Raw genomic sequence first — 23,871 nt, forward strand, 5'->3', positions numbered from 1 at the left:
CTTTTCTAATCCATATACTTACTCAAGTACTTTTTAAATACCGGATCAGTTTTCGCCAGCTCTTTTTGCTCCGCTAAAATATCTTTTAGAATTGCTTTAGAGGTTAACGGGTTGGCTAATACAACGCGAAATACCACGGTGGGTTGATGGTCATATTTTGCAGGAGTTAAACGAGTACGCGATACAAAAGAACGACCCGCTTCACGCTGACGCTTTTGCATGCTTGCAGTAAAGCGATTCAACGAAGCGTAAATATCTAATTTCGTTTCTTCGTCAGCATCTTTAAGCTTCGCTTGGATTTCTTTTGGTACGTAACGATAGGTTAATAAGCAAAGCTCAGGCTCTGAGATTAACTCAAAGTCTTCATCCTGCTTGATCATGTCGGCAAAAGTGCGGGCTTTCACGATACTGCGATCAATTAGCATCTCGTAGCCTTTACGGCCAATAACACGTAAGCAAGCATGCACTAACATTGCCATACCAGGGCGGCTGCCCTCAAGGGTATGACTGCCTAAATCTTTTGAGCCTTTACGAAGAATATATTCCGCATGATGCTCAATAGCATCCGTCGCAGCTGGGTCTTTAAATAACACCAGACCAGCCCCCATTGGTACATACATTTGTTTGTGTGCATCAATGGTTATTGAATCAGCACGTTCGATACCGCTCAATAGGTGGCGGTAATTTGAAGATAATAAGGTTGAACCACCCCATGCAGCATCGACATGAAAATGACAGCCAAGTTCTTCGCTCAAATCAGCCATTTCATTTAGTGGATCTATGCTGCCTGTTTCAGTCGTCCCTGCAACACCCACAAGTGCCATTACCTTAATGCCAGAGGCTTCAAGCTCATGGGCCTTTTTACGCATCGCATCGACATCAACTTTATTATTTTCGCCGGTTGCAATTGCGACAATGTTATCGCGACCAATACCCAGTAAATCAACGGTTTTGCCTAATGAGTAATGGCCTCGCTCAGAAACAAGCACAGCTAAGCCTTTATAACCATAATGCAGCATTCCAGCGATTAAACCCTGTGCAGCAATACCTTTATAGTCACCATCCGCTTTTAATAAACGGTTGCGGGCTATCCATAAAGCAGTAATGTTAGCGACAGTGCCACCTGAACAAAATGCGCCTAATGACGTTTTCGCACTGTGCATCCATTTACTATAAAAGCTGTCGTCCTCACCATAAGCAAGGTGATGCATCATGCCCAAAACTTGTCTTTCTAGAGGCGTAAATGCCTTTGAAGTTTCAATTTTTACTAGGTTTTGGTTAAGACCGACCATTAACTTAGAAAGCGGTAACACAAAATGCGGTAATGCTGAGGTCATATGGCCAATAAAGCTCGGCGCAGCGGTATGAACAGAATGAGCAACCAACTGCTCCATAATGTCTTGAGCATAGTCAGATACAAAGGTCGGCTCTTCTGGAATAGTAGCCGTTTGAAAGTCTTTTTCAATTTCGTGCAAAGGCTTTTCGATAGCAGCTATGTTCTCATTTAAGAACCCTGCTAAGTTGCTAGAAATTTCAGATTCGATTTTACTTAATGTCGAGTCTGGTGCTTCTGGCACCGTAAAAATACGAATCAAGCTTTCTTTAGAGGCGACGGCACAACGCTTTTGATCCATCCTAATACCCATAATTAGCAGCTAAAAATGCACCCGATGATGGGACATCTGGGTAAGCACTTTTGCGGCACTGTTTCTACGAAATTGGCTAACTTTACTGGAATATCACGAAAATGTCTCGCATAAAGCAAAAAAGCGCTAATTTCGATGACAAAAAAGTGATCGGTTAATGAAATTTGCAGTCATTTTATACTATCAGACACGCTTTTTTTGAGTATAATCAAACGATAACTGCTAAGGGAACCTCTATGCCCAAAGGAATGCAAAAAACCAGCTGGCTGCTATATGGCTTCGCCGCATTTTTTATTAGCTTATTTGGCTATATCTATTACACCTATGAAACCACGCGTAGTGAGATCATGGAAAATATCGATACCAAACTGCTTAATGCCGCGGTCAGTGTCAAACATATCCTAGGTGATGACTATCACAATATAGTTAATGCGGGCTTACCAATCTCTTCGGCAATATATAAAGACAAAAGCCGAGCCCTATCTGAGTATGCAAAACAAATGCAGCTTGCCTATGTGTACGCAATGGTACTGCGCGACGGCAAAGTCTACTTTAGTGCGTCGAGTTACACGCAAAAAGATCAAAACAATGGCCGCGTAACACAGTTTCTAGATGCCTACCCCGAAGCGACAGAACTTAACAAAGAAGCTTTTTTTTCAACAGAGCCTGTATTTGAGGTATCAAAAGATCAATGGGGCTATTTTAAAAGCATCTTTGTCACTTTTGTCGATGATAATGGTCACACCTATATAACGGGTGCCGACATAACCATTAGTGACTTAAATCAGCAACTGCAGCACAGTGTGACCCGTGCAATGATCACAGGCTGTTTCTTTTTCTTTATTGCAGCGCTAATTGCTGGGCTGTATTTTTTACAACTAAAACGCTCCCTCTCAACAGATGCCCGCACCGGCTTTGCTAACCATGTCGCGCTGGAATACTACATAAAGAAAACCACCAAACACCGTATGGAGCTAGCAGTTATTGCCATTAATGAGTTAGAAGATATTAGCAGTTTTTATGGCACTGAAGTGAGCGACAAAGTAATGGGTAACTTGCTTAGCTATTTTCAATCAAGGATGCCTAGCGAAGGGTTTGTCTATCGATTAGCAACGAATAAAATTGCGCTATTACGAACGCATAGTGATGAGCGTAATATCGATGATGTTATTAATGCTTTTAACTATGCAATTCCTGCGTTGAAAGAGCCTTATATCTACGTGAGCTTGTATGCAGGTATTGCTACAGGTAATAAATTAATGCTGATTGAAAATGCCCATGTTGCGCTGCAGCAAGCAAAGCTTAATAATCAGCGTATTGTACGTTATGAAAATGTGTTTAAGCAGGTTGAAGAGAAATTTAGAAGCAATGTTACGCTTGCCAAAGAAGTAAAAGAAGCCTTCGATAACAATCGCATCGTACCTTACTTTCAAGCGGTCTATAATAACCAAAGCAAACACATTGACCATTATCAATGCCTAGCCAGAATGGCCAGTGCTACAGGTCGTATTCATGCGCCAGATTACTTTATGATGGTGCTAAAGCGCTCACGTATGGACGGTCTTTTAAGGCGCACCATGTTTACTCGCTGCATTGAGCAGTTTAGGAAAACCAATGTGCGATGGAGTATCAACATTACCGCACAAGATATTCTCGACCCAAGCTTAAGCGAGTTTTTAGAGTTACAACTTAGGCGCTATCCGCAGCCTCATAATATTATTTTTCAGTTTTATGAGCGTGATGCCATTGCTTACTTTAGTGAAGTAAAAACCTTTATTAACACCCTAAAAAATAAAGGTGCTCAGGTTATTATCAATGAATTCGGCGCGGGCTTTTCAAACTTACCCCACATTAGAAAGCTAGAAATTGATGGCTTGAAGCTAGATAAAGGGTTGGTGAGCCAAATTCATACCAATACTGATAACTATCTGTTTATTGAAAACTTGGTGAAATATGCTCAGCAATTAAAGTTAGATGTAATTGCTGAGCAAGTTGATAACGAACAAATAGCTGACGCGCTTGCTCGAGCGGGTGTTACTTTAATGCAAGGGAGTCACTTTGCACCACCGACCCCCTATATTCATTAAAGGTTGATCACCAAACGGTGACTTTGTTGACCACTGGCCCAATATTTACGTTCGAATGGAGTAATTGCAGTATCGCTTTCATACAGCTCAACATCGCACTTATGCCCTGCAAGCTCTAATGAGCGAGCAAACTCTTTTACGTATATATCCCAGTTGCTTCTCAGCTCTAAGCGGCCGCCTAATTTAACGATATACGGAAAAATTGCAGCGCCGTGCCAGCGTCTTTGCAAGTGCTTTGCTTTTGGCCAAGGGTTTGGATACAACAAGTAATGATGACTCGGTTGCCAGTTTGCAGCCACCGCTAAGCGCCAAAAATCATTTAAATCAGCTTGTACTAAAATGTACTGCCCTGCATCTGTTTGCTTGTATTCAATATCATGCTTATCTAAACGATGTGATGACTTATCAATACCAATCACCAATGCATCAGGGTGACGTTTAGCTAAGTTAGCGGTGCTTTCACCCACACCACAACACGAATCAAGAATAATAGGCCCGTTAAATGCCTGCACCTTTTCGTTTACCTGATCAAAAGCTGCTTGCGTATGCTCTGCAATCGGCTTTTTAAATTCAGCACTTAAGTGCTTTAAAACAATTTCGTCTAGCTTTTCATGTAAGCCAGGTTGATTCGATACAATACTTCTCGAATTTGCATCCGTCATTAGTGTCTAAGCCCCACACCACGTTTAATAAGGGTTAATGCTAACGTAAATAAACCCACAATAAATAAACCAAGTACACCAAATGCTACCGATAAATCGACATCAGACACACCTAAGAAACCATATCTAAATGCATTCACCATATAAATAATTGGGTTTACTTGCGATACGCCTTGCCAAAATTCTGGCAACAAGGTGATAGAGTAAAACACCCCACCGAGATAAGTCAGCGGCGTTAAAATAAAGGTCGGGATAATACTAATATCATCAAAGCTATTAGCATAAATTGCATTGATAAGTCCACCTAACGCAAATACAGCCGACGTTAAAATAACCGTAGCCATAATCACAAAAATATTATGAATTTGAATATCAACAAATAGCAAAGAGACACAGGTAACAATTAAACCAACCAGCATACCTCGTGTCATACCACCGCCCATGTAGCCAAGTACAATGATGTAGTTTGGCACTGGTGCAACTAAGAGCTCTTCAATGCTTTTTTGAAATTTAGTCGAATAAAAACTCGAGGCAACATTCGAGTAAGAGTTGGTGATCACCGACATCATAATCAGACCTGGGACAATAAACTCCATATAACTAAAGCCACCCATATCACCGATACGAGAACCAATCAGATTACCAAAAATCACAAAATACAGGCTCATCGTGATTGCCGGCGGAACTAAGGTTTGCACCCAAATACGTAAAAAGCGAATACACTCTTTGATCCAAATACTTTTTAGCGCTACTCCATATTTAAACATTATTCGCCTCGCCCTTGTTCTAATAACCCTACAAACAGCTCTTCTAAACGGTTTGCTTTATTTCGCATACTCAGCACAGTATTACCTTGTTCAGTCAGCGCACTAAACACCTGGTTTAAGCCCTGTGACTTCGCCACTTCAACTTCTAAAGTGTGATCATCGGTCAGTGTGTATTTATAACCTTCAATGCTAATTGGCTGCACTGGTTGCTTTAAATCAAGTACGAAAGTTTCTTTATCAAGCTTGGCAAGTAACGCTTTAATGGTGGTGTTTTCAACAATCACACCACTGTCGATAATCGCGATGTTTTTACATAACAGCTCGGCTTCTTCTAGATAATGGGTGGTCAAGATGATGGTCACACCTTGCTTATTAATCTCGCGAAGAAAATCCCACATAGAGCGGCGTAGCTCAATATCAACACCCGCTGTTGGTTCATCTAAAATGAGTAATTTAGGTTCATGCATCAGTGCACGAGCAATCATTAAACGGCGTTTCATACCACCTGAAAGGGTGCGCGCTTGTTTATCTTTTTTCTCAAATAAACCTAGCTGCTTTAAGTATTTTTCAGCACGCTCATGCGCCAGCTTTCTTGGTACACCGTAATAGCCTGCTTGGTTAACCAAAATTTGATTTAGTGTTTCAAACTGACTGAAATTAAATTCTTGCGGTACTAAGCCAAGTTCAGACTTAGCAGCTTCAAGGTCTGTATCAATATCGTGACCAAATACCTGGACACGACCGGCACTTTTATTCACTAACGATGAGATAACACCAATAGTGGTTGATTTACCTGCCCCGTTTGGTCCAAGTAAGGCAAAGAAGTCGCCTTGCTGAACTTGTAAATCAATGCCTTTTACGGCTTCAACACCATTTTTATAAACCTTTTTTAGGCCTTCAATATTTAATGCGATCGTTTTTTCGCTCACTGTTTGCCCTCTCCATAACCCCAACGTTTCGTCAAAGTATGTTCAATGTTTAAATGATCTAAAATTCGCGCCACCATAAAATCAACCAAATCTGAAATCTGCTCTGGTTGATGATAAAACCCCGGTGCCGCAGGCATAATAGTTACGCCTAGTCGTGCTAGCTTCAGCATGTTTTCAAGGTGGATTTCGCTAAATGGCGTTTCACGCGGAACTAAAATCAGCTGCCCACGCTCTTTAATAACCACGTCAGCAGCGCGTTCGAGTAAGTTATCTGATGCCCCGACCGCAATTGCAGATACTGAACCTGCACTACAAGGGCATACCACCATTTTTTTCGGCGCAGCTGAGCCGGATGCAACTGGGCTAAACCAGTTGTCTTTACCAAATACTTTAAGTTGCTCAGGAGCGGCATTAAAAAGTGTACTCAGCTGCTCTGTCGCTTTGTCTTCATTACCTGAAAGTTTGATATTCGATTCTGTATCAAAGACCACTCTTGCCGCACTTGAGATCAGTACATACACCTGAAACTGCTGTTCAAGTAATACTTCTAATAACCTTAAGCCATAAGGGGCCCCTGAGGCACCACTAAAAGCTAACGTTATTTTATCTTTAAATTGCATACAGTTAAGCTCCGTATACTGGTTAGTTTTGTTCAAGGGCAGTGATTAAACGCTGATGAATACCTTCAAAACCACCATTACTCATAATTAAAATATGTTGTGACGGCGCACTATTGCCAACAACCTGAGTAATGATTTCCTCAGTGCTTTTCATGCAATGCATACCTGCTTTGTCTGCGTACTCTTTAAGTGACCAGCTTAAATTTTCTGGCTCAAATAAATACACATCATCTGCTGCATCGAGTGAATCAATCAGGGTTTGTTGATGCACGCCCATTTTCATAGTGTTTGAACGAGGCTCTAAAATAGCAATTATCTTCTCAGTGCCTACTTTTGCACGTAGACCTGCTAAGGTCGTTTTAATTGCCGTTGGATGATGGGCAAAATCGTCATACACTTTTATTGAGTTAACGTCGGCTTTAAGCTCCATACGGCGCTTAGGAGAGATAAACTCAGCTAAGCCTGCAATACTGACTGATACCGCGATGCCTACGTGTCTAGCTGCTGCAATGGCCATAATGGCATTTTTGACATTGTGCTCGCCCATAGCTTGCCAACTGACAACACCTTGCACTTGTGAATTTAGTAGCACTTCAAATTCACTACCATCAGCTTTAAGTAAGCGATAATCCCAATCACCCGCCAGTGTTTCGCTCTCGCTCCAAAGGCCGCGTTCAATCACATCTTGTAGTGCTTCGTCTTGGCTTGGCCAAATCACTTTGCCACTACAGGGTAATGTACGCATCAAGTGGTGAAATTGTTTCTTTATCGCGTTTAAATCTTCAAAAATATCAGCATGATCAAATTCAAGATTATTTAGAATTAAGGTGCGTGGTAAGTAATGTACAAATTTACTGCGTTTATCGAAAAACGCCGTGTCGTATTCGTCGGCTTCAATAACAAAAAATGGCGTTTCGCCTACACGGGCAGACACACCAAAGTTTTGTACGATACCACCAATTAAAAAGCCCGGTTTCATTCCTGCGTATTCTAGTAACCATGCCAGCATACTGGCTGTAGTCGTTTTGCCGTGTGTTCCGGCCACAGCCAACACCCAAGAGTTTTGCAGTAAATTATGCTTTAACCATTCTGGACCAGAAGTATAAGGCAAGCCTTTATCAAGTACGTATTCAACGCAAGGGTTGCCTCGGCTCATAGCATTACCTATCACCACCATATCTGGCGCGGGTTCTAGTTGGGCAACGTCATAACCTTGGGTGAGTGTAATCCCTAGCTCTTCTAATTGCGTGCTCATCGGCGGGTACACATTTTGATCAGAGCCTGTCACTGTATGACCTAACGATTTAGCGATTGCGGCAATACCACCCATAAAGGTGCCACAAATTCCAAGAATGTGAATATGCATCTACTGTCCTGAGCAAAATGAATAAGAGATAAGTAAGGCGTTATAATGCCAAATATAAGCTTTACTTACCATTACTACACGGCATTAGAGTATTGCCAAATAGCCGACATAAAAAAACACCTCAACTTGAGGTGTTTTTTAATTAAGTTTAAAGCCTATTTTACAGCATTAAGAATGCAAACAAACCTACACCTAATAGTAAGCGATAGATAACAAATGGCATCATGCCCATGCGCTCAATCACTTTTAAGAAAAAGAAAATACATGCATAAGCCGATACAAATGATAAACCTGCGCCTAATAGAATTGCATGCCAATCAATCGCCTCGCCCGCTGTAGCCAACTGATACACATAATATGAACCAGCTGCAGCAATAACTGGAATTGACATTAAAAACGAAAAACGTGCGGCGCTTTGCTTGTTTAGACCCAACATTAAGCCCACAGTAATGGTAATACCTGAACGGGATGTACCAGGAAATACCATAGCGAGCACTTGCGAGAAGCCTAATAAAAGCGCACTGAAAAAGTTTACTTGGTAAATATTCTTAACTTGCTTTGCTTTTACATCGGCATACCAAAGTAACAAACCAAATACGATGGTTGAAGTAGCAATAACCCAGGCATTACGCGAGTAGCTTTCCACAAAATCTTTAAATAAATAACCAATTAATAATGCTGGAATGGTCGCAACAATAATCCACCAGCCTAAACGACTATCATCGGTTGCCCCTTGTGAACCAAACGATTTAAACCACGCACCGAGAATATCCACCACTTCTTTACGAAAATACAGTACCACAGCACCTAGCGTACCTACGTGTACCGCAACATCAAATGCCAAGCCTTGGTCGTGCCAACCTAAAACTTGTGAGGGTAAAATTAAATGTGCTGAGCTCGAAATAGGTAAAAACTCAGTCAATCCTTGAATTAAGGCTAAAACAATTATCTCAATAATACTCATGGGTTAGAAAACTCCACCTTCCATAGTTTTTGTTGTGGGTTATTATAATTATTCCATAACTCAGCCAAAGTTAGCTTAGCTACGGGGTGATAAAAATCAGGAGCAATTTCAGCTAGAGGCTGCAATACAAACGCATTTTTGGTTATTTCATCCCGCGGTAATTGCGCAGGCGAATCACAGATAATGTCATCATAAAACAATAAATCAAGGTCTAATGTGCGAGGACTAAACTTTTTATCCTCACGAGTGCGGCCATTATCAAGCTCAATTTTTTTCAGTAGTTTACATAGTTCAGCTAATGGCATATCTGTTTTTGCTGCGACCACTGAATTATAAAAATTACTACCTGCAAACCCCACCGCTTCACTTTCATAAACAGACGAATGTATAAAGTCTGGAAAAAAAGGCTTTAAGGCAATAAGCGCTTGTCGAAGATAATGCTCTTTATTGACATTAGAGCCTAAGCTTATAAAAATTTGCGCCATGGTTAGTTTGCCTTACGACGGGTGATCTCAACTCCCACCGTTTGCGCTTGTGGTACTGCGGCTGGTTTACTAACACGTATAGTGACTTGGTTAGTCGCAAACTCAGCTAAAATAATGGCAGCTAATTGCTCAACTAAAGTTTCAAGTAACTCAATTGGTTTTGCCGTTGTATGCTCAATCACTCGTTCACTCACTTTGGCGTAATCAAGTGCTAAATTTATATCATCAGTTGCCGCTGCGGCAGAAATATCACATAACATTTCGATATCAAAATACAGGCTTTGTTTACTTTCTTTTTCAAAATCATACACGCCAATAATGGTGTCTACATGTAGTTGTGATATATATACCTTGTCCATTGATACTCCAAGTGACATGAATATTAAAACAACTCCTCATACTAAACGCTTATTGATAACAATAATGCGCTATATAAGCTGTCATACTGTTTTAATATATAAAAATTACCCCTACAATAACGGATAGATGCATTGCAATAAGGTGCTTACATTCTACTCGATGAGAGCGGCAGATGGTTTTGCCGCCAATGATAGCCCAAAAGTGCAGATTAAAAAATAAGGAAGCGCGTGTTAGAAGTTTTAATGTTAGTTTTAGCTTACATACTGGGATCGGTCTCTTCCGCTATCCTTGTATCACGGCTGTTTAAACTACCAGACCCACGCAGTCATGGATCGAATAACCCTGGTGCTACAAATGTTTATCGCCTTGGGGGAAAAGTCCCCGCTGTTTTAGTTCTTGTCTTTGATATTTTAAAAGGAACCATCCCTGTCTGGGGTGCCTACTTTTTAAAAATAGACCCGCTAATGCTAGGTTTAATTGGTGTGGCAGCCTGTTTAGGGCATATGTATCCGCTGTTTTTTAGCTTTAAAGGTGGTAAGGCTGTCGCGACCGCTTTTGGCACGTTATTACCCATTGGTTTATCGCTAGGTGGGATGCTGATCGCAACCTGGCTCATAATTATTGCTATCACACGATATTCATCGCTTGCAGCACTGGTTACGGTTTCGTTAGCACCTCTTTATACTTGGTGGATAAAACCTTTGTATACCTTGCCAGTTACCTTTTTAACCGTGTTGATAATTTTCCGTCACAGAGCAAATATTACTCGCTTGATGGCGAGGGAAGAGCCTAAAGTAGGGGCTAAGAAAAAAGCCCCAGAGCAGGAATAGTGTTATAAATTAAAGTGCTTCGAGTGAATCAATAGGCCAGCGCGGCTTTGTTTTCATATCAAGGCTAGCAAACTGACCTGCTTTCAAACGCTGCATACCAGCATAAGCAATCATAGCGCCGTTATCTGTACAAAACTCTGTGCGCGGGTAATAAACGCGCCCTTTCATGCCTTGCATTACTCGTTCAAGTTGCGCACGCAATTGCACGTTTGCACTTACACCACCGGCAATCACTAAACGTTTGATACCTGTTTGCTTTAATGCACGCTTACATTTAATGATTAGAGTATCTATTACCGCTGTTTGGAATGCATGAGCAATATCAGCTTTGGTTTGCTCGTCATCATCGCTATCACGAATCGCAAGAGACGCTGCTGTTTTTAAGCCACTGAAGCTAAAATCTAAGCCTGGTTTATCAGTCATCGGACGTGGGAATACAAAACGCTCAGGCGTACCTTGCTCCGCAAGTTTTGCTAGACGTGGGCCACCAGGGTAATCAAGACCTAATAACTTCGCGGTTTTATCGAATGCTTCACCGGCAGCGTCATCAACTGACTCTCCCAGCACTTCGTATTCACCAATGCCAGATACTTTAACCATCATAGTATGACCGCCAGACACCAGTAGTGCGATAAACGGAAATTCCGGTTTGTCCTCTTCAAGCATTGGCGCAAGTAGGTGGCCTTCCATATGATGAACAGCAACAGCAGGAATATTCCAACCATAGGCCAACGAGCGACCAATAGAAGTTCCCACAAGGAGTGCACCAACAAGTCCAGGGCCTGCGGTGTAAGCAATGCCATCTAAGTCTTCTGGGCCACAACCAGCTTGTGCAAAAGCAGCATCAATCAAAGGTAAGGTTTTACGTACGTGATCGCGTGACGCAAGCTCAGGTACCACACCGCCGTAATCGGCATGCACTTTTACTTGGCTATACAGTTGATGTGCTAATAAGCCTTGTTCATCATCATAAATGGCAATACCCGTTTCATCACATGATGATTCAATACCTAAAATTCGCATCAATTACTCCGCCAAGAAAAAACAAACGCGTATTTTACAGTGAAAATACGCATTACTGAATATTAAATTGCAATACCTATGTTGGTTTGGCCGTCAGATACAGCAAGTTGCTTAAGCTCTTTTACGTTCTCTGAGGTAATTCGGCCCATTTGCTCTACAAAATCAATAAGCTCTGCAAGCACATCAATTTCATACTGCATTAAAGGGTGTTCACGAACAGCTTTGTTATCAGCAATTTCACCATCTACTGTTAGTTGATATTCAATAAAACGAGCCACTGAAGCCTGTGAAATTTTACTAATATTTAAAAACTCTTGTTCATCTTTAGCTATCAAACCGTGCAACATGCCAAGCAAAGCGGTTGCTGTATCGATTGCGGGATAAGTCCCGAACATGTCAAAGTCAGTAAGCTCTGGCACATTCGGCTCTATTTTTTCAATTTGCTTTTCAAGGCTGATTTTACTTTTTGGTAGTAAGATTTTTTCCCAGCAGACACTTAATGCGCTACGAAAAACCGCGGCATCACCAAACCCTGTTGCTTCACTAAATAAGCTGTAATTAGGCAGCATACGCTCAAGTAATGCGCCACCTAAAACCGCTTTTTGCAAATAGTTTAATTCTCTAATACGTTGAAAATTATTCGCTTTTGTCATTCTTTACAGTCCCACAAGACCAACATATTTCAAATGTTGCTCCGTTAAGCTCATGACACTTAGGACATACCCAGTCAGGAGCCGATTGTTTTAATTGCCGGTAGTTTAGCAATATTTCTTGCGCCTGGCGCTCTTTTAATGCGTAAACGAGTATATCGACCCCTGTTTGTTCAAATGGGATCTCTCCAAGCGCACCTTGTAAAAGCTCACCTTGCAGTTGCGATTCGATCCCTTTACTTTTTAAAAGCCCTTTAATAATGTTGGCTTCTAAGCCATTTTCAGCCTGAAACACTTTCACCCAAGCGAATGGGTCCTGCTTAGCAGGTTGATTTAAATTATTGTTTTGCAAATCACTTCCCTTTTACTTTTCTATCTTTAAATCCTAAACTACGCTAGCAACTAACTTCGCTGCAATGCTTATTTCAAGGTAGCCACATGACTTTAACAACACCGGGACTGTTATTCCCAGCAATTTCTTTACTGTTACTTGCTTACACCAACCGTTTTTTGGTGCTTGCTCAGCTTATTCGAGAGCTCAATGCACGTGAAGGGGAAAGTATCCGCCCGTTAGTTGTTGCGCAAATTACCAATTTAAGAAAACGCATTAAACTCATTCGGGTTATGCAGGTTTATGGCGTTGCCTCTTTTTTAATGTGTACCTTATCAATGTTTGCTTTATTTATTGAGTTTAATACTACTGGAATCATTTTATTTGGCATCAGCCTCGCTTGCTTAGCCTTATCACTTCTCACCTCTTTGTATGAGATCCACATTTCTTGTGATGCTATTGAAATCGAATTAAAGAATATCGAAAAAAAACCAGTTTCAGATAAGGCAGAGTAAATTTCTGCCTCTATACTTATTGTATGAGATACAACAATAAGTGGTGTTTTTGTGGATGATTTCTTATTTTCTGAAGAACAGTTAGAAGAAAATAATATAGAAACTGAAGAGCCTGAATACTGGCATATTCTTGTTGTTGATGATGAAGAAGATATCCATCAAGTTACGAAACTAGTATTAGCTGGCTTCACTTTCGAAAATAAAGGTCTGCGCTTTTATGACGCCTACTCTGCGGCGGAAGCAAAAGAGTTTTTAAAAAAAGATATTCCCTTTTCTGTTGCTCTAGTTGATGTAGTAATGGAAACCAATCATGCTGGTCTTGAGCTTATTCAATACATTCGCGATGAAATAGAAAACCACGATATTCGTTTAATTCTTCGCACAGGTCAGCCAGGTGAAGCCCCTGAAGAAGCGATTATCCGCGATTACGACATTAACGATTATAAAAACAAAACTGAGCTCACCGCGATTAAAATTAAAACCTTGCTCTACTCGGCGTTAAGAGCACATCGCGATATTCAAATTATAGACCGGCACAAGCATGGTCTTGAACAGATCATCAACGCGTCTGCTAACTTTTTAAAATGTGACAGTGTTCATGAATTTGCTTCAACAATTTTAAGCCATGTTACTAACGTGATGGGCATTAATGACACGCAAATTTATTGTGCTGCGGCCGTTAATCTACAATCGTCACCAGCAAAAGATTTTCAATTACTTGCAGCCTCAGGTGTAGGCCCCACACCACAGCAAAATACCATTCCTGATGAAGTAAAAAACTTATTTATAGATGCACATGAGCGAAAATCATCACTAAAAACAAGTAATGATTATATTGGTTACTTCCCTACCAAAGCCGGCCTTGAAACCATGCTTTATGTTCATAAAGGCAGTAAGTTACAGGCCACAGAACATCAACTGTTAGAGTTTTATGCCAACAATATCGCGCTTGCTTACGATAATTTAAAACTCAGAGAAATGGTAAAAGAGTCGCAAAAAGAGCTGTCGTACATTCTTGGAGAAGCAGTAGAAAAACGCTCTAAAGAAACCGGCTCTCACGTTAAACGTGTTGCTTTATATAGTGAATTACTTGCTCAGCTTTCAGAGCTTAACCCATTTCAATGTGAAATCATTAAGCTTGCTTCACCATTACATGACATAGGTAAAATCAGCATTCCAGACAGCATATTGAATAAACCTGGTAAACTCACTGATGGTGAGTGGGAAATAATGAAAACCCATGCAGAAATCGGCTATGAAATATTAAAAAACTCAAGTAACGAGATATTGACATGCGGTGCTTTAATTTCTTACCAGCATCATGAAAAGTGGGATGGTTCAGGGTATCCGCAAGGTTTAATGGCAGACGATATTAATATAGTTGGCCGCATAACCGCCCTCGCCGATGTGTTTGACGCCCTTTGCAGCGACCGTTGTTATAAGAAGGCTTGGCCATTAGAAGAGGCGTTAACTCTCATAAAAGATCAGCGGGCGAAACATTTTGATCCAATTCTAGTCGACTTATTACTTGAAAATTTACCACTTTTCTTAGAGATTAAGGACCGTTATCCTGATTAGATGTAACTTTTCTGTAAAACACTTCCCAAAATAGGTACAATAATTTACTATGCCTACCGTGAAGTATAATAATATTGCCTGGACGTAAAAGGCTTACTTATAACAAGGGACTATTAAAGTGAGATTTGAACAACTTGAACAATTTGTGGCGCTCGGGGTGCTGAGGCATTTCCGACAAGCTGCAGAAAAAACCCAAATCAGCACTTCAGCGTTAACTCGCAGTATTCAGACGCTCGAAGATGAAATTGGTTATGAGCTCGTTACCCGCTCTACACGCTCAGTTAAGTTAACCAAAGAAGGTGAACTTTTCCTTGAGTACGCTAAACAAACCCTCGACAACCTAGAAGAAACCAAAAAGCGTTTATTCGAATCTTTAAACGGTTGCACTAACGAAAAATTAGTTATTGGTTATACCAACAAAGCAAGCACGGTTGTGCCTGTTTCTTGCGGCCAATTTTTAGCGCAGTATCCGCATGTAAAAATCGAGATGCAACTACAAGAGCAAAGTGAACTTGTACGTAAACTGCAATTAGGTGAAATTGATATTAGCGTATGCTCGCAGGCAATGAACAGCATTGGTAGTGATATACATTTACCTGATCAACTGATTATTTTTGTAGCTAAAAACCACCCACTTGCGCATAAGAGCGACATTAGTAAACGCGACTTTGCAGACTACCCTATGTACAGCTGTTTTTCACAGTCTAAACAAGTGCAAGCTATGCTAAACGATGCTATCGAATCTTTTGATAAAACATCAAGCATCAAAGTAGGTAGCATCGAGCAAGTAATGGATGGCCTTAAAAAGTCAAACCACATCGCAATAGCCAGTATTGAACACACAAATATTGTCTCTTCAGATCCAGATTTACTGTTATTGAAAACCAATAAAGGTATCGCACACGAGCAGCTTGTGATCCAAACAAATCAACAAATCAATGAGAATTCTCATGTTAGTCATTTACTTGACCTCATTGAAAAAACGGCGTTATCAAGCCAAAGCTAATAGCTATAATATATACTGCTAGCCTGTAATTAATCAGGCTAGCCAATCCGCTTTATTTCTTCATCTTTTAATGCATAAAAAGCGTGCATCGCAGAATTTTTCATATACACTTACGCACCTTTTTTTGATTGTGCACATGAATGACCGCACCGCTAATTACCGACACATACTTAGATGCTATTGAACGTACAGGATATGCTGTTGTTGAAAACGCGATTGATGAAAGCTTAATTGCTGATTTAATTGCAGATTGCTATCGCATTAATCCGCATTTTCATACCGCAGGTATTGGCCGATTAAACGACCAACAAATAGATAAAACTGTGCGTAAAGATAAAACCTTTTGGTTTGATAGCTCTAGCCAAGCACAAATTACTTATCTGGCGACCATGGAAGCAATAAAGACACAGTTAAACCGTAGCTTCTATTTAGGCTTATTTGATTATGAATGCCATTATGCAAAGTATCAACAAGGTGACTTTTATAAAAAGCACTATGATGCCTTCAAAGGCCGTTCGAATCGCATTTTTACAACGGTTTGTTACTTAAATACGCCAGAGTCTGGCGGTGAATTGGTGATCTACAAACCAAAAAGTAAAGACATTGAAATAGTCATTAAACCTCAAGCGGGCTTATTGGTTATGTTTGAAAGCGAACGCTTTATGCATGAAGTATTACCCGCAAACGATGTACGCTACTCTATTGCAGGCTGGTTCAGAAAAAATGCCTCAATCAGCGGTATTATCGACCCACCAAGGTAATTAAAATGGCAGTGGCAAGGATGCTGCTATACCGATAAAAATCACTAACCCTACATAATGGTTATTCAAAAATGCTTTGAAACAAGGATCTCGTTCTCGTTTATGAATAAGCATTTGTTGATAAAGTAAAAAACCAACCGCTGCAGCTAAGCCCACCCAATAAGGCAAGCCAAGGTGATTACTCATACCTATGTAAGCAAGAATCGTAATAAACAAGGCATTGAGTAAAAAGATGATGTGTCTGTCATAGCTGGCAAACAAGATTGCCGTTGATTTAACGCCAATCTTTAAATCATCATCTCTATCAACCATGGCATACATAGTGTCATAAGCCACAGTCCACACAAGATTCGCGGTAAATAGGAGCCATGCTTCTAATGGTACTGAGCCTATTGATGCCATATAGGCCATTGGAATAGCCCAACTGAATGCAGCACCAAGCACAACTTGCGGTAATTGCGTGTAGCGTTTCATAAAGGGATAACAGAAAGCCAGTGCTAAGGCACCAAACGACAGTAATATCGTTGACCACCCTAGTGTTAATACTAAACCAAAGGCCACCACAATAAGCAGTACAAATAAGCTCAGAGCTTCACCACTTGATACCAAACCTGCTGCCAGCGGTCGCTGGGCTGTGCGCTTAACAGAGCCATCTATTTTACGATCGGCAAAGTCATTAATTACACACCCAGCACTGCGCATCACAAAGACGCCCAAACTAAAAACCACAAAATTTAATAAGCTCGGTGTGCCAAGCTCAGCAAGCCACAGCGCCCAATAAGTTGGCCACAATAGTAACAAGGTGCCAATTGGCTTATCGGTACGCATTAACTGTTTATAGTAAGGTATATGTGCGACCTTAAGTGCAGCTAGCTTCATAGGTAAATATATGCTCCAGGTAAGAATACTTCAGCCACGAGAAAATGAGCATTAGATAAGCTAAAAACACTGCGTCTTCCCCACAATGGTTTTGAAGAGAAGCCAATTTCAGATGTTAAAGCTTGGATAGCGTGCTGCTGTGAAAACTCAGCAACTTCTATTTCTGTGCGCGATAAGCTTGGGTCTTGAAAAATAACGTCACCAAGCGGCCTTGTTCCCATACTTAGTAACTGCTGCTTTTTTAATGTATCATCTGCCGGCAACCAGCTTTGTGCATAAACCATTGGTTTACCATCGCATAGAAGTAACACTTCGCGGTTTAAAGCCTGACTTAGAGAGGTATTGAGTAACGCTTGTTGCTCGCAGGTTAGGTCAAAGGGTGCTTCGTTTAAAACTTCAACTGAAAAGGCCTGACAGTGACTTTTAAGCTTGGCTGTTAATGACCCAGCTTCAAGCAACCAACTTTGCTGTTGTTGCGTCAAATCTGGAAATGCTGAAGCAGGCTGCCAATTTGCAGCTAATGAAACTGGGAATGTGATCACAACGACTCATTATTTTTAAAAACCGTGCAAATGATATCACTGCTGCACGTTTCGAAAAAGTCATGATTTAATCTCAAGCAGGGTTAAAAAACGCAGAACAGCCTGTATCTTAAGTGAATTTGGGTATAGACTAAAAATCATTGAAAGGGTGGAATATTCTTAACTATGAAAAAATCATTGTTATCAATTTACTTGATAAGCATGCTACTTGTTACTGCAACAAGTTGGTCTGTACGCGCTGAATCAAATGTTGGCTACTTTGGTTTTGAGCCTGACATCATCACAAACTACATAGGTCAAGGTAATAAAAAGCTTGGCTATGTTCGTATAACGGTGGATCTCATGCTCAATGATCTATCTGATATCGCAATCGTAGAACATCACACTCCACTATTGCGTGATGCGATTGTTGAAATACTCTCAAAAGAGCCTGAAGAAAACATTAAATCGCTTACCGGTCGCGAAGAAATCAGAAAGCGCTGCACCGAAAAGCTAAAAGCACTACTAAAACAAGAAACAGGACAAGAAATTGTCCGAGAAGTGTTATTTACTAAGTATTTATATCATTAATTGTAAGATGGCGGCATTAGCCGCCATTTTTATTTACGCGATTATTTGCGTGAAAGCAGCTTGTCTGACACAGCATAAGCCATACCAGCCAATAACCCTGCTAAATGCGCCCAGTTCGCCATACTCACAGGCAACATATCTACAAAGCCCAAAATAAGCCAAACCAGCATAAAACCAACGATGCTATTACTTACTAGTGGCGGCTCTGTTGGCCTCATTACACTGTAAATCCAACAAAAACCCAGTAAGCCATACACAACGCCGCTTAAACCACCAAAGTTAGGCCCAACTACTAAAAACTGTGCCCAGTTACTAATGAATGCCGTCACTAAAAATAAACCCACTAAGGTTATTTTGCCACTGCGTTTTTCTATATCGTTACCCAGCGTCATCCACCAGATCAAATTAAAAATAAGATGAATAGCGCTAAAATGCACAATGGCAGGTGTAAACCAAGTTAGTGGCTGTGCAGGGTTGAACTGCAACATACTGTAAATAGTTTCAAAACCACCTAATAAGAAGGCAATAAATATAGCTATCGAGACTAAAGTAACTGTACGGTTTAGCCAGCTTAATGCCTTAAAGCGAGCTTTTAAATTAAGGGATTGCCCTTGATATGACAGAGGCGATTGTGTACTGCCTACCTGCCATGAAGCTTGTTGGTATTTTTCGTCATGAGGGTTAGCAGCAAACTCCTGCCAAAGAGGTTGAGCTTGATGAAAGTGCTCTGGAGCAACACAAATAATCACAGTTTGTCCATCTTGCGAGCGCAGCTCTCCATGTAAGCCCTTACTTTTTATGTAATCTATAAAGCCTTGTGCGGCGCGAGGATTATTTATGCTACCCAACTCAATCATCGTTCAATGTGCTCCGGAAGTTGTGTCTGCCAAGCTGTAAAGCCACCATCCATGCTGTATACGTCTTCAAACCCCTGCTCTACTAAATAGCTCGCAGCACCTTGAGAACTCACACCATGGTAGCAAACAATGATGATTGGCTGATCAAACTCTTTATGCATCATAAATTCGCTGATATTAGCATTTGATAAATGCTCAGCGCCTGGGATATGCCCAGTTTGAAATGAGTTAGGATCGCGAATATCAGCAATCACAACCTCTTCTTTATCTAACAGCGCAAACGTATCGCTCACTGAAATATGTTTATACGACATAGTACTCTCTAAACTAAAAAGGCGGCCAAAGCCGCCTTATCAAATTACTCGGTATTAATCCCAGTTGAGGATTACTTTACCTGATTGGCCTGAAATCATTGTATCAAAGCCTGCTTGGAAGTCATCCACGGAGAACTGGTGAGTGATAATTGGTTTCAGATCAAGACCTGACTGAATTAGACTCGCCATCTTGTACCAAGTTTCAAACATTTCACGGCCGTAAATACCTTTAATAATTAGACCTTTGAAAATAACCTGGTTCCAATCAACCGCCATATCTGAAGGTGGAATACCTAACATGGCAATTTTACCGCCGTGATTCATGTTGTTTAGCATGCTGTTAAATGCAACTGGCACACCTGACATTTCAAGACCAATATCAAAGCCTTCGGTCATGCCAAGCTCTTTCATTACATCTTCAAGCTTTTCAGTTGCTACGTTTACAGCACGAGTCGCGCCCATTTTACGTGCTAAATCTAAGCGGTATTCGTTTACATCGGTGATAACCACATGACGTGCACCAACATGTTTGGCAACAGCAGCAGCCATGATACCAATAGGACCAGCACCTGTGATTAATACGTCTTCACCTACTAAGTCAAACGACAACGCTGTGTGCACTGCATTACCGAATGGGTCAAAGATTGATGCTAGTTCATCAGGAATGTTATCTGGAATTTTAAATGCGTTGAAAGCTGGGATCACAAGGTATTCAGCAAATGCACCTTCGCGGTTTACACCAACACCAGTTGTATTACGGCATAAATGCACTCGACCAGCGCGACAGTTACGACAGTGACCACAGGTAATATGACCTTCGCCAGAAACACGGTCACCCACTTGGAAACCACGTACTTCCTGACCCATATCAACCACTTCACCTACATATTCATGACCAACAACCATTGGCGTAGGAATTGTATTTTGTGCCCACTCATCCCATTTATAAATATGGACATCTGTTCCACAAATTGCTGTTTTGCGGATTTTAATAAGCAGATCGTTATGGCCAACTTCAGGTTTTGGCGCATCAGTCATCCAGATCCCTGGTTCTGCTTTTAATTTAGATAATGCTTTCATGATTTACACTCAATTAAACAAAACCGAAGCAAAAGCTTCGGTTTAGGAAATAAAATTAGATAACACCCATTTCTTTACCAATACGGGTAAAGGCAGCAATAGCGGTATCTAATTGCTCTTTTGTATGCGCCGCAGAAATTTGCGTACGAATACGTGCTTGGCCTTTTGGTACTACAGGGAATGAGAAACCTGTTACGTAAATACCTTCAGCAAGTAATTTGTCAGCCATGGCTGAGGCAACTTTAGCATCGCCTAACATGACAGGGATAATAGCGTGGTCTTTACCTGCACAGGTAAATCCTGCTGCTTCCATTTGTTCACGGAAATACTTTGCGTTATCCCAAAGCTTAGCGCGTAATTCGCCGCCATTGCTTAGCATCTCAAGTACTTTAATTGATGCAGTAACAATTGATGGTGCAAGTGAGTTTGAGAAAAGGTATGGACGAGAGCGTTGGCGTAACCACTCAACAATTTCTTTTTTACCTGAAGTGTAACCACCTGATGCGCCACCAAGTGCTTTACCAAGGGTACCTGTGATGATATCAACACGGTCTAGTACACCGCAGTACTCTGGCGTACCTTTACCATTTTCACCAACAAAACCAACCGCGTGAGAGTCATCAACCATCACTAATGCATCATATTTATCAGCTAGGTCACAAACCGCTTCTAGATTACAAATTACGCCGTCCATTGAGAAAACACCGTCAGTGGCGATTAGCTTAGTTTTAGCACCCGCTTCATCAGCAGCAATAAGTTGTTTTTCAAGGTCGCTCATGTCGTTATTTGCATAGCGGAAACGCTTTGCTTTACAAAGACGCACACCGTCAATGATCGAAGCGTGGTTTAGCGCGTCAGAGATGATTGCATCATCTGGGCCTAAGATTGTTTCGAATAAACCTGCGTTGGCATCAAAACATGATGAGTAAAGAATAGTGTCTTCGGTTTCTAAGAACTCAGAGATCTTTTGCTCTAAAGTTTTATGAATATCTTGAGTACCACAAATAAAGCGTACAGACGCAACACCAAAACCATGATCGTCAAGGCCTTGTTGAGCTGCTTTAATTAACTCTGGGCTATTTGCTAAGCCAAGGTAGTTATTAGCACAAAAGTTAATGACCTTATCACCAGAGGCAACTTCAATTTGAGCCTGTTGCTGTGACGTGATAACACGCTCGCTTTTGTATAAGCCTTCAGCTTTCACTTCATCAATTTGCTGCTGCAACTGATTAAAAAACGCAGATGCTCTCATCTGTAATCTCCACATATTCTTGTATCTAACCAGAAATGATTAGCATGACATTAAATTTTGCGCCTATTGTAAAAGCTTAGACGAACAATTGCACTGTTTGCAGTTCGTCGCAGGCCTTAAGGCTTGCGAAATAAAACTGGTCTTACCTGCTAAGACTGTAAAATTAAAGCAGGTAACTCAGCTAAAGACTCACAGACTACATCGGCGTGTTGTTCAGTTGACTCGGCATAACTTTGCCCTGAACGAACTAAAACGCGGGTAGCGATATTGGCTCTCTCAGCGGCAATAAGGTCGCCAAGCTTATCACCAACCATAATACTTTGAGATGGATCGATTTGATGCTCATCAATGGCTTGTAAAAGCATACCTGGGGCAGGCTTGCGACAAATACACTCTTGCAAATAGGCAGGCTCAGCTTTGCTTGGATGATGCGGACAGAAATAGACATCAAGAATAGTAACGCCATGGCGTAAAAATTCGCCCTTCATCCACTCAGTGAGGTTATAAAAATCTTGCTCTGCATAATAACCCCGGCCAATACCTGACTGATTAGTTACTACCACAATTTGATAGCCCGCATCAGCGAAGGCTTTGCACGCCTCAAATACACCGGGTACAAATTCAAACTCTTCTGGTTTGTATACATAGCCATGATCAATATTGACCACACCATCACGGTCTAAAAATAAAACTTTGCTCATTACAATTGCTCTTTATCTACCACGTGGTCAAACATCGAAATCACCTTTTCAACACTGATTTGCGCCATTAAATCAGCCCCTTTAACGCGTGTTCCCCAAGGTAGCTCTTGCGCTGTTTTGCCTGTTTGCTCACGTAAATTTTGGTGATAAACCTCAACAACATAATCTTGATATAAATAAGGCCCTGTGCGTTTTGGGTTTGAGTGGGCATACAAACCAATAACAGGCGTTCCTACCGTTACAGCCATGTGTGCAGGCCCAGTATCAGGAGCTAGCACTAACGCCGCACGTTTCAAAGCACATAACAGTTCTTTTAGTTGGGTTTTCCCTACTAAGTTAAGCACAGGTGCCGAACTCTGCGCGATAATTTGCTCGGCAAGTTCAATTTCTAAAGGGGTTGGGCCACCAGTAATAACCACCGAAAAGCCTTGTTGATGAGCATGTTCAGCAAGTGCAGCATAACGCTCAGGTAACCAATTACGCTCTTTTTTACTTGCCGCAGGCGAGATAACAAAAATACGCCCGGCTAAACGTTCTTCACCTAATAGCGCATCGGCTGCTTGTTGGTGCTGTTCGGTAATTGGCATTTTCCATTGAGGTTTGTAATCAGGCGTCCCAATTGCTTGAGCAAAACCTTTAAAGCCCTCTAATACATGCGCCTCTGATTGCGGGGCAATACGCTTATTAATAAACAAGCTATGTAACTCTTTTGAGCGCGCCCAATCAAACCCCACTTTGACTTTTGCCGGAATACAACGGGCTGCTAGATTCGCTCTGAGTGCGACTTGCATATGTAATAGCACATCAAATTTACGCCCTTTGAACGTATCTTTTAGTTGCTGATAAGCCTGTTTGCCTTGTTTTTTATCGAATACAACAAACTCAACACCTGGTAAATCGGCCAGTAACATGGCCTCAACTTTACCAATCACCCAAGTAATTTTTGCCTTCGGATGTGCCTTTTGAATTGCTTGCACTGCTGATACGGCATGACATACATCACCAATAGCCGAAAGCCTTAAAATACAAATATCTGAATAGGAGGTTGATTGAGTCACGTGCGCCCTTAGCTACAGCAAATAATATGCGATCTTAA

General features: G+C 41.2%; 27 protein-coding genes. 7 read left to right on the top strand and 20 right to left on the bottom strand.

Annotated features, from left to right (window positions below; translation table 11 throughout):
- Window positions 1–5 precede the first annotated feature (5 nt).
- Window positions 6–1,634 carry a pyridoxal-dependent aspartate 1-decarboxylase PanP gene (panP, locus tag PASHI_RS16700; RefSeq protein ID WP_054560945.1) on the bottom strand — a complete coding sequence of 543 codons (1,629 nt, stop codon included), beginning with the start codon at window positions 1,632–1,634 and terminating at the stop codon, window positions 6–8.
- Between the two features lie 248 nt (window positions 1,635–1,882).
- On the opposite strand from panP, the gene PASHI_RS16705 reads away from it, so the two are divergent.
- Window positions 1,883–3,733, top strand: coding sequence for a bifunctional diguanylate cyclase/phosphodiesterase (locus PASHI_RS16705; RefSeq protein WP_062566420.1), 1,851 nt, complete (start codon window positions 1,883–1,885; stop codon window positions 3,731–3,733).
- On the opposite strand, the gene trmB is transcribed toward PASHI_RS16705, so the two are convergent.
- The 8 genes from trmB to folB all read right to left on the bottom strand — a co-directional run bounded on the left by trmB (window position 3,730) and on the right by folB (window position 9,885).
- Window positions 3,730–4,395, bottom strand: coding sequence for a tRNA (guanine(46)-N(7))-methyltransferase TrmB (gene trmB, locus PASHI_RS16710; protein ID WP_062566421.1), 666 nt, complete (start codon window positions 4,393–4,395; stop codon window positions 3,730–3,732). The two genes, PASHI_RS16705 and trmB, sit on opposite strands and share 4 nt — an antisense overlap.
- Entirely contained in the window at window positions 4,395–5,162 is a 768-nt protein-coding gene (locus PASHI_RS16715) for an ABC transporter permease (protein WP_036970898.1), read from the bottom strand. The genes trmB and PASHI_RS16715 overlap by 1 nt, the downstream gene beginning before the upstream one ends.
- Window positions 5,162–6,091, bottom strand: a complete 930-nt coding sequence (locus PASHI_RS16720; RefSeq protein ID WP_054551082.1) for an ABC transporter ATP-binding protein — start codon at window positions 6,089–6,091, stop codon at window positions 5,162–5,164. Before PASHI_RS16720 ends, PASHI_RS16715 begins: the two co-directional genes overlap by 1 nt.
- Window positions 6,088–6,711 carry a flavin prenyltransferase UbiX gene (locus tag PASHI_RS16725; RefSeq protein ID WP_054551081.1) on the bottom strand — a complete coding sequence of 208 codons (624 nt, stop codon included), beginning with the start codon at window positions 6,709–6,711 and terminating at the stop codon, window positions 6,088–6,090. The genes PASHI_RS16720 and PASHI_RS16725 overlap by 4 nt, the downstream gene beginning before the upstream one ends.
- Before the next feature lie 22 nt (window positions 6,712–6,733).
- Window positions 6,734–8,077, bottom strand: a complete 1,344-nt coding sequence (gene mpl / locus PASHI_RS16730) for a UDP-N-acetylmuramate:L-alanyl-gamma-D-glutamyl-meso-diaminopimelate ligase (RefSeq protein WP_062566422.1) — start codon at window positions 8,075–8,077, stop codon at window positions 6,734–6,736.
- Between the two features lie 160 nt (window positions 8,078–8,237).
- The gene (locus PASHI_RS16735) at window positions 8,238–9,041 is read right to left on the bottom strand and encodes an undecaprenyl-diphosphate phosphatase (RefSeq protein WP_054560951.1); all 804 of its coding nucleotides are present in this window, start codon (window positions 9,039–9,041) and stop codon (window positions 8,238–8,240) included.
- On the bottom strand, window positions 9,038–9,526 hold the full coding sequence (folK, locus tag PASHI_RS16740; RefSeq protein ID WP_062566423.1) for a 2-amino-4-hydroxy-6-hydroxymethyldihydropteridine diphosphokinase: 489 nt from the start codon (window positions 9,524–9,526) through the stop codon (window positions 9,038–9,040). The genes PASHI_RS16735 and folK overlap by 4 nt, the downstream gene beginning before the upstream one ends.
- Before the next feature lie 2 nt (window positions 9,527–9,528).
- A complete protein-coding gene (gene folB / locus PASHI_RS16745) occupies window positions 9,529–9,885 on the bottom strand; it encodes a dihydroneopterin aldolase (protein WP_062566424.1) in 357 nt (118 codons plus the stop codon).
- Window positions 9,886–10,113: 228 nt separating this feature from the next.
- Between folB and plsY the strand changes: the two genes are divergently transcribed.
- Window positions 10,114–10,716 carry a glycerol-3-phosphate 1-O-acyltransferase PlsY gene (gene plsY / locus PASHI_RS16750; protein WP_062566425.1) on the top strand — a complete coding sequence of 201 codons (603 nt, stop codon included), beginning with the start codon at window positions 10,114–10,116 and terminating at the stop codon, window positions 10,714–10,716.
- A gap of 9 nt (window positions 10,717–10,725) precedes the next feature.
- On the opposite strand, the gene tsaD is transcribed toward plsY, so the two are convergent.
- The 3 genes from tsaD to PASHI_RS16765 all read right to left on the bottom strand — a co-directional run bounded on the left by tsaD (window position 10,726) and on the right by PASHI_RS16765 (window position 12,741).
- Entirely contained in the window at window positions 10,726–11,739 is a 1,014-nt protein-coding gene (gene tsaD, locus PASHI_RS16755; RefSeq protein ID WP_054560954.1) for a tRNA (adenosine(37)-N6)-threonylcarbamoyltransferase complex transferase subunit TsaD, read from the bottom strand.
- Window positions 11,740–11,801: 62 nt separating this feature from the next.
- Complete coding sequence (locus PASHI_RS16760) at window positions 11,802–12,392, bottom strand: YjaG family protein (protein WP_054551075.1); 591 nt, start codon at window positions 12,390–12,392, stop codon at window positions 11,802–11,804.
- Complete coding sequence (locus tag PASHI_RS16765; protein ID WP_055198283.1) at window positions 12,376–12,741, bottom strand: putative signal transducing protein; 366 nt, start codon at window positions 12,739–12,741, stop codon at window positions 12,376–12,378. The genes PASHI_RS16760 and PASHI_RS16765 overlap by 17 nt, the downstream gene beginning before the upstream one ends.
- Window positions 12,742–12,827: 86 nt before the next feature.
- Here PASHI_RS16765 and PASHI_RS16770 point away from each other — a divergent pair, with 86 nt between their 5' ends.
- The 4 genes from PASHI_RS16770 to PASHI_RS16785 all read left to right on the top strand — a co-directional run bounded on the left by PASHI_RS16770 (window position 12,828) and on the right by PASHI_RS16785 (window position 16,580).
- A complete protein-coding gene (locus PASHI_RS16770; RefSeq protein WP_054560956.1) occupies window positions 12,828–13,235 on the top strand; it encodes a DUF2721 domain-containing protein in 408 nt (135 codons plus the stop codon).
- A gap of 51 nt (window positions 13,236–13,286) precedes the next feature.
- A complete protein-coding gene (locus PASHI_RS16775; RefSeq protein WP_062566426.1) occupies window positions 13,287–14,813 on the top strand; it encodes a response regulator in 1,527 nt (508 codons plus the stop codon).
- 118 nt (window positions 14,814–14,931) lie between these two features.
- Window positions 14,932–15,819: a LysR family transcriptional regulator gene (locus tag PASHI_RS16780; RefSeq protein ID WP_054560958.1), complete on the top strand. Its 888-nt coding sequence runs from the start codon at window positions 14,932–14,934 to the stop codon at window positions 15,817–15,819.
- A gap of 140 nt (window positions 15,820–15,959) precedes the next feature.
- Entirely contained in the window at window positions 15,960–16,580 is a 621-nt protein-coding gene (locus tag PASHI_RS16785; protein ID WP_062566427.1) for a 2OG-Fe(II) oxygenase, read from the top strand.
- On the opposite strand, the gene ubiA is transcribed toward PASHI_RS16785, so the two are convergent.
- Entirely contained in the window at window positions 16,581–17,459 is an 879-nt protein-coding gene (ubiA, locus tag PASHI_RS16790; protein ID WP_062566428.1) for a 4-hydroxybenzoate octaprenyltransferase, read from the bottom strand.
- Window positions 17,456–18,001 (bottom strand): chorismate--pyruvate lyase family protein, encoded by a 546-nt coding sequence (locus PASHI_RS16795; protein WP_062566429.1) that lies wholly within the window; start codon window positions 17,999–18,001, stop codon window positions 17,456–17,458. Before PASHI_RS16795 ends, ubiA begins: the two co-directional genes overlap by 4 nt.
- A gap of 201 nt (window positions 18,002–18,202) precedes the next feature.
- Between PASHI_RS16795 and PASHI_RS16800 the strand changes: the two genes are divergently transcribed.
- Entirely contained in the window at window positions 18,203–18,571 is a 369-nt protein-coding gene (locus PASHI_RS16800; RefSeq protein WP_371351978.1) for a flagellar basal body-associated protein FliL, read from the top strand.
- 41 nt (window positions 18,572–18,612) lie between these two features.
- On the opposite strand, the gene glpG is transcribed toward PASHI_RS16800, so the two are convergent.
- From glpG to PASHI_RS16830, 6 genes are all read right to left on the bottom strand, one after another.
- Window positions 18,613–19,428 (bottom strand): rhomboid family intramembrane serine protease GlpG, encoded by an 816-nt coding sequence (gene glpG, locus PASHI_RS16805; protein WP_062566430.1) that lies wholly within the window; start codon window positions 19,426–19,428, stop codon window positions 18,613–18,615.
- Complete coding sequence (gene glpE, locus PASHI_RS16810; RefSeq protein WP_062566431.1) at window positions 19,425–19,742, bottom strand: thiosulfate sulfurtransferase GlpE; 318 nt, start codon at window positions 19,740–19,742, stop codon at window positions 19,425–19,427. Before glpE ends, glpG begins: the two co-directional genes overlap by 4 nt.
- Before the next feature lie 54 nt (window positions 19,743–19,796).
- Window positions 19,797–20,822 carry an L-threonine 3-dehydrogenase gene (tdh, locus tag PASHI_RS16815; RefSeq protein ID WP_054551064.1) on the bottom strand — a complete coding sequence of 342 codons (1,026 nt, stop codon included), beginning with the start codon at window positions 20,820–20,822 and terminating at the stop codon, window positions 19,797–19,799.
- 55 nt (window positions 20,823–20,877) lie between these two features.
- Window positions 20,878–22,074, bottom strand: a complete 1,197-nt coding sequence (locus PASHI_RS16820; RefSeq protein WP_054560964.1) for a glycine C-acetyltransferase — start codon at window positions 22,072–22,074, stop codon at window positions 20,878–20,880.
- A 149-nt stretch (window positions 22,075–22,223) separates the two neighbouring features.
- A complete protein-coding gene (gmhB, locus tag PASHI_RS16825; RefSeq protein ID WP_062566432.1) occupies window positions 22,224–22,775 on the bottom strand; it encodes a D-glycero-beta-D-manno-heptose 1,7-bisphosphate 7-phosphatase in 552 nt (183 codons plus the stop codon).
- Window positions 22,775–23,833, bottom strand: a complete 1,059-nt coding sequence (locus PASHI_RS16830) for a glycosyltransferase family 9 protein (protein ID WP_062566433.1) — start codon at window positions 23,831–23,833, stop codon at window positions 22,775–22,777. Before PASHI_RS16830 ends, gmhB begins: the two co-directional genes overlap by 1 nt.
- Between the last annotated feature and the right edge of the window lie 38 nt (window positions 23,834–23,871).

It is taken from the genome of Pseudoalteromonas shioyasakiensis, assembly GCF_001550135.1.
In the GTDB taxonomy this organism is placed as follows: Bacteria; Pseudomonadota; Gammaproteobacteria; order Enterobacterales; family Alteromonadaceae; genus Pseudoalteromonas; species Pseudoalteromonas shioyasakiensis.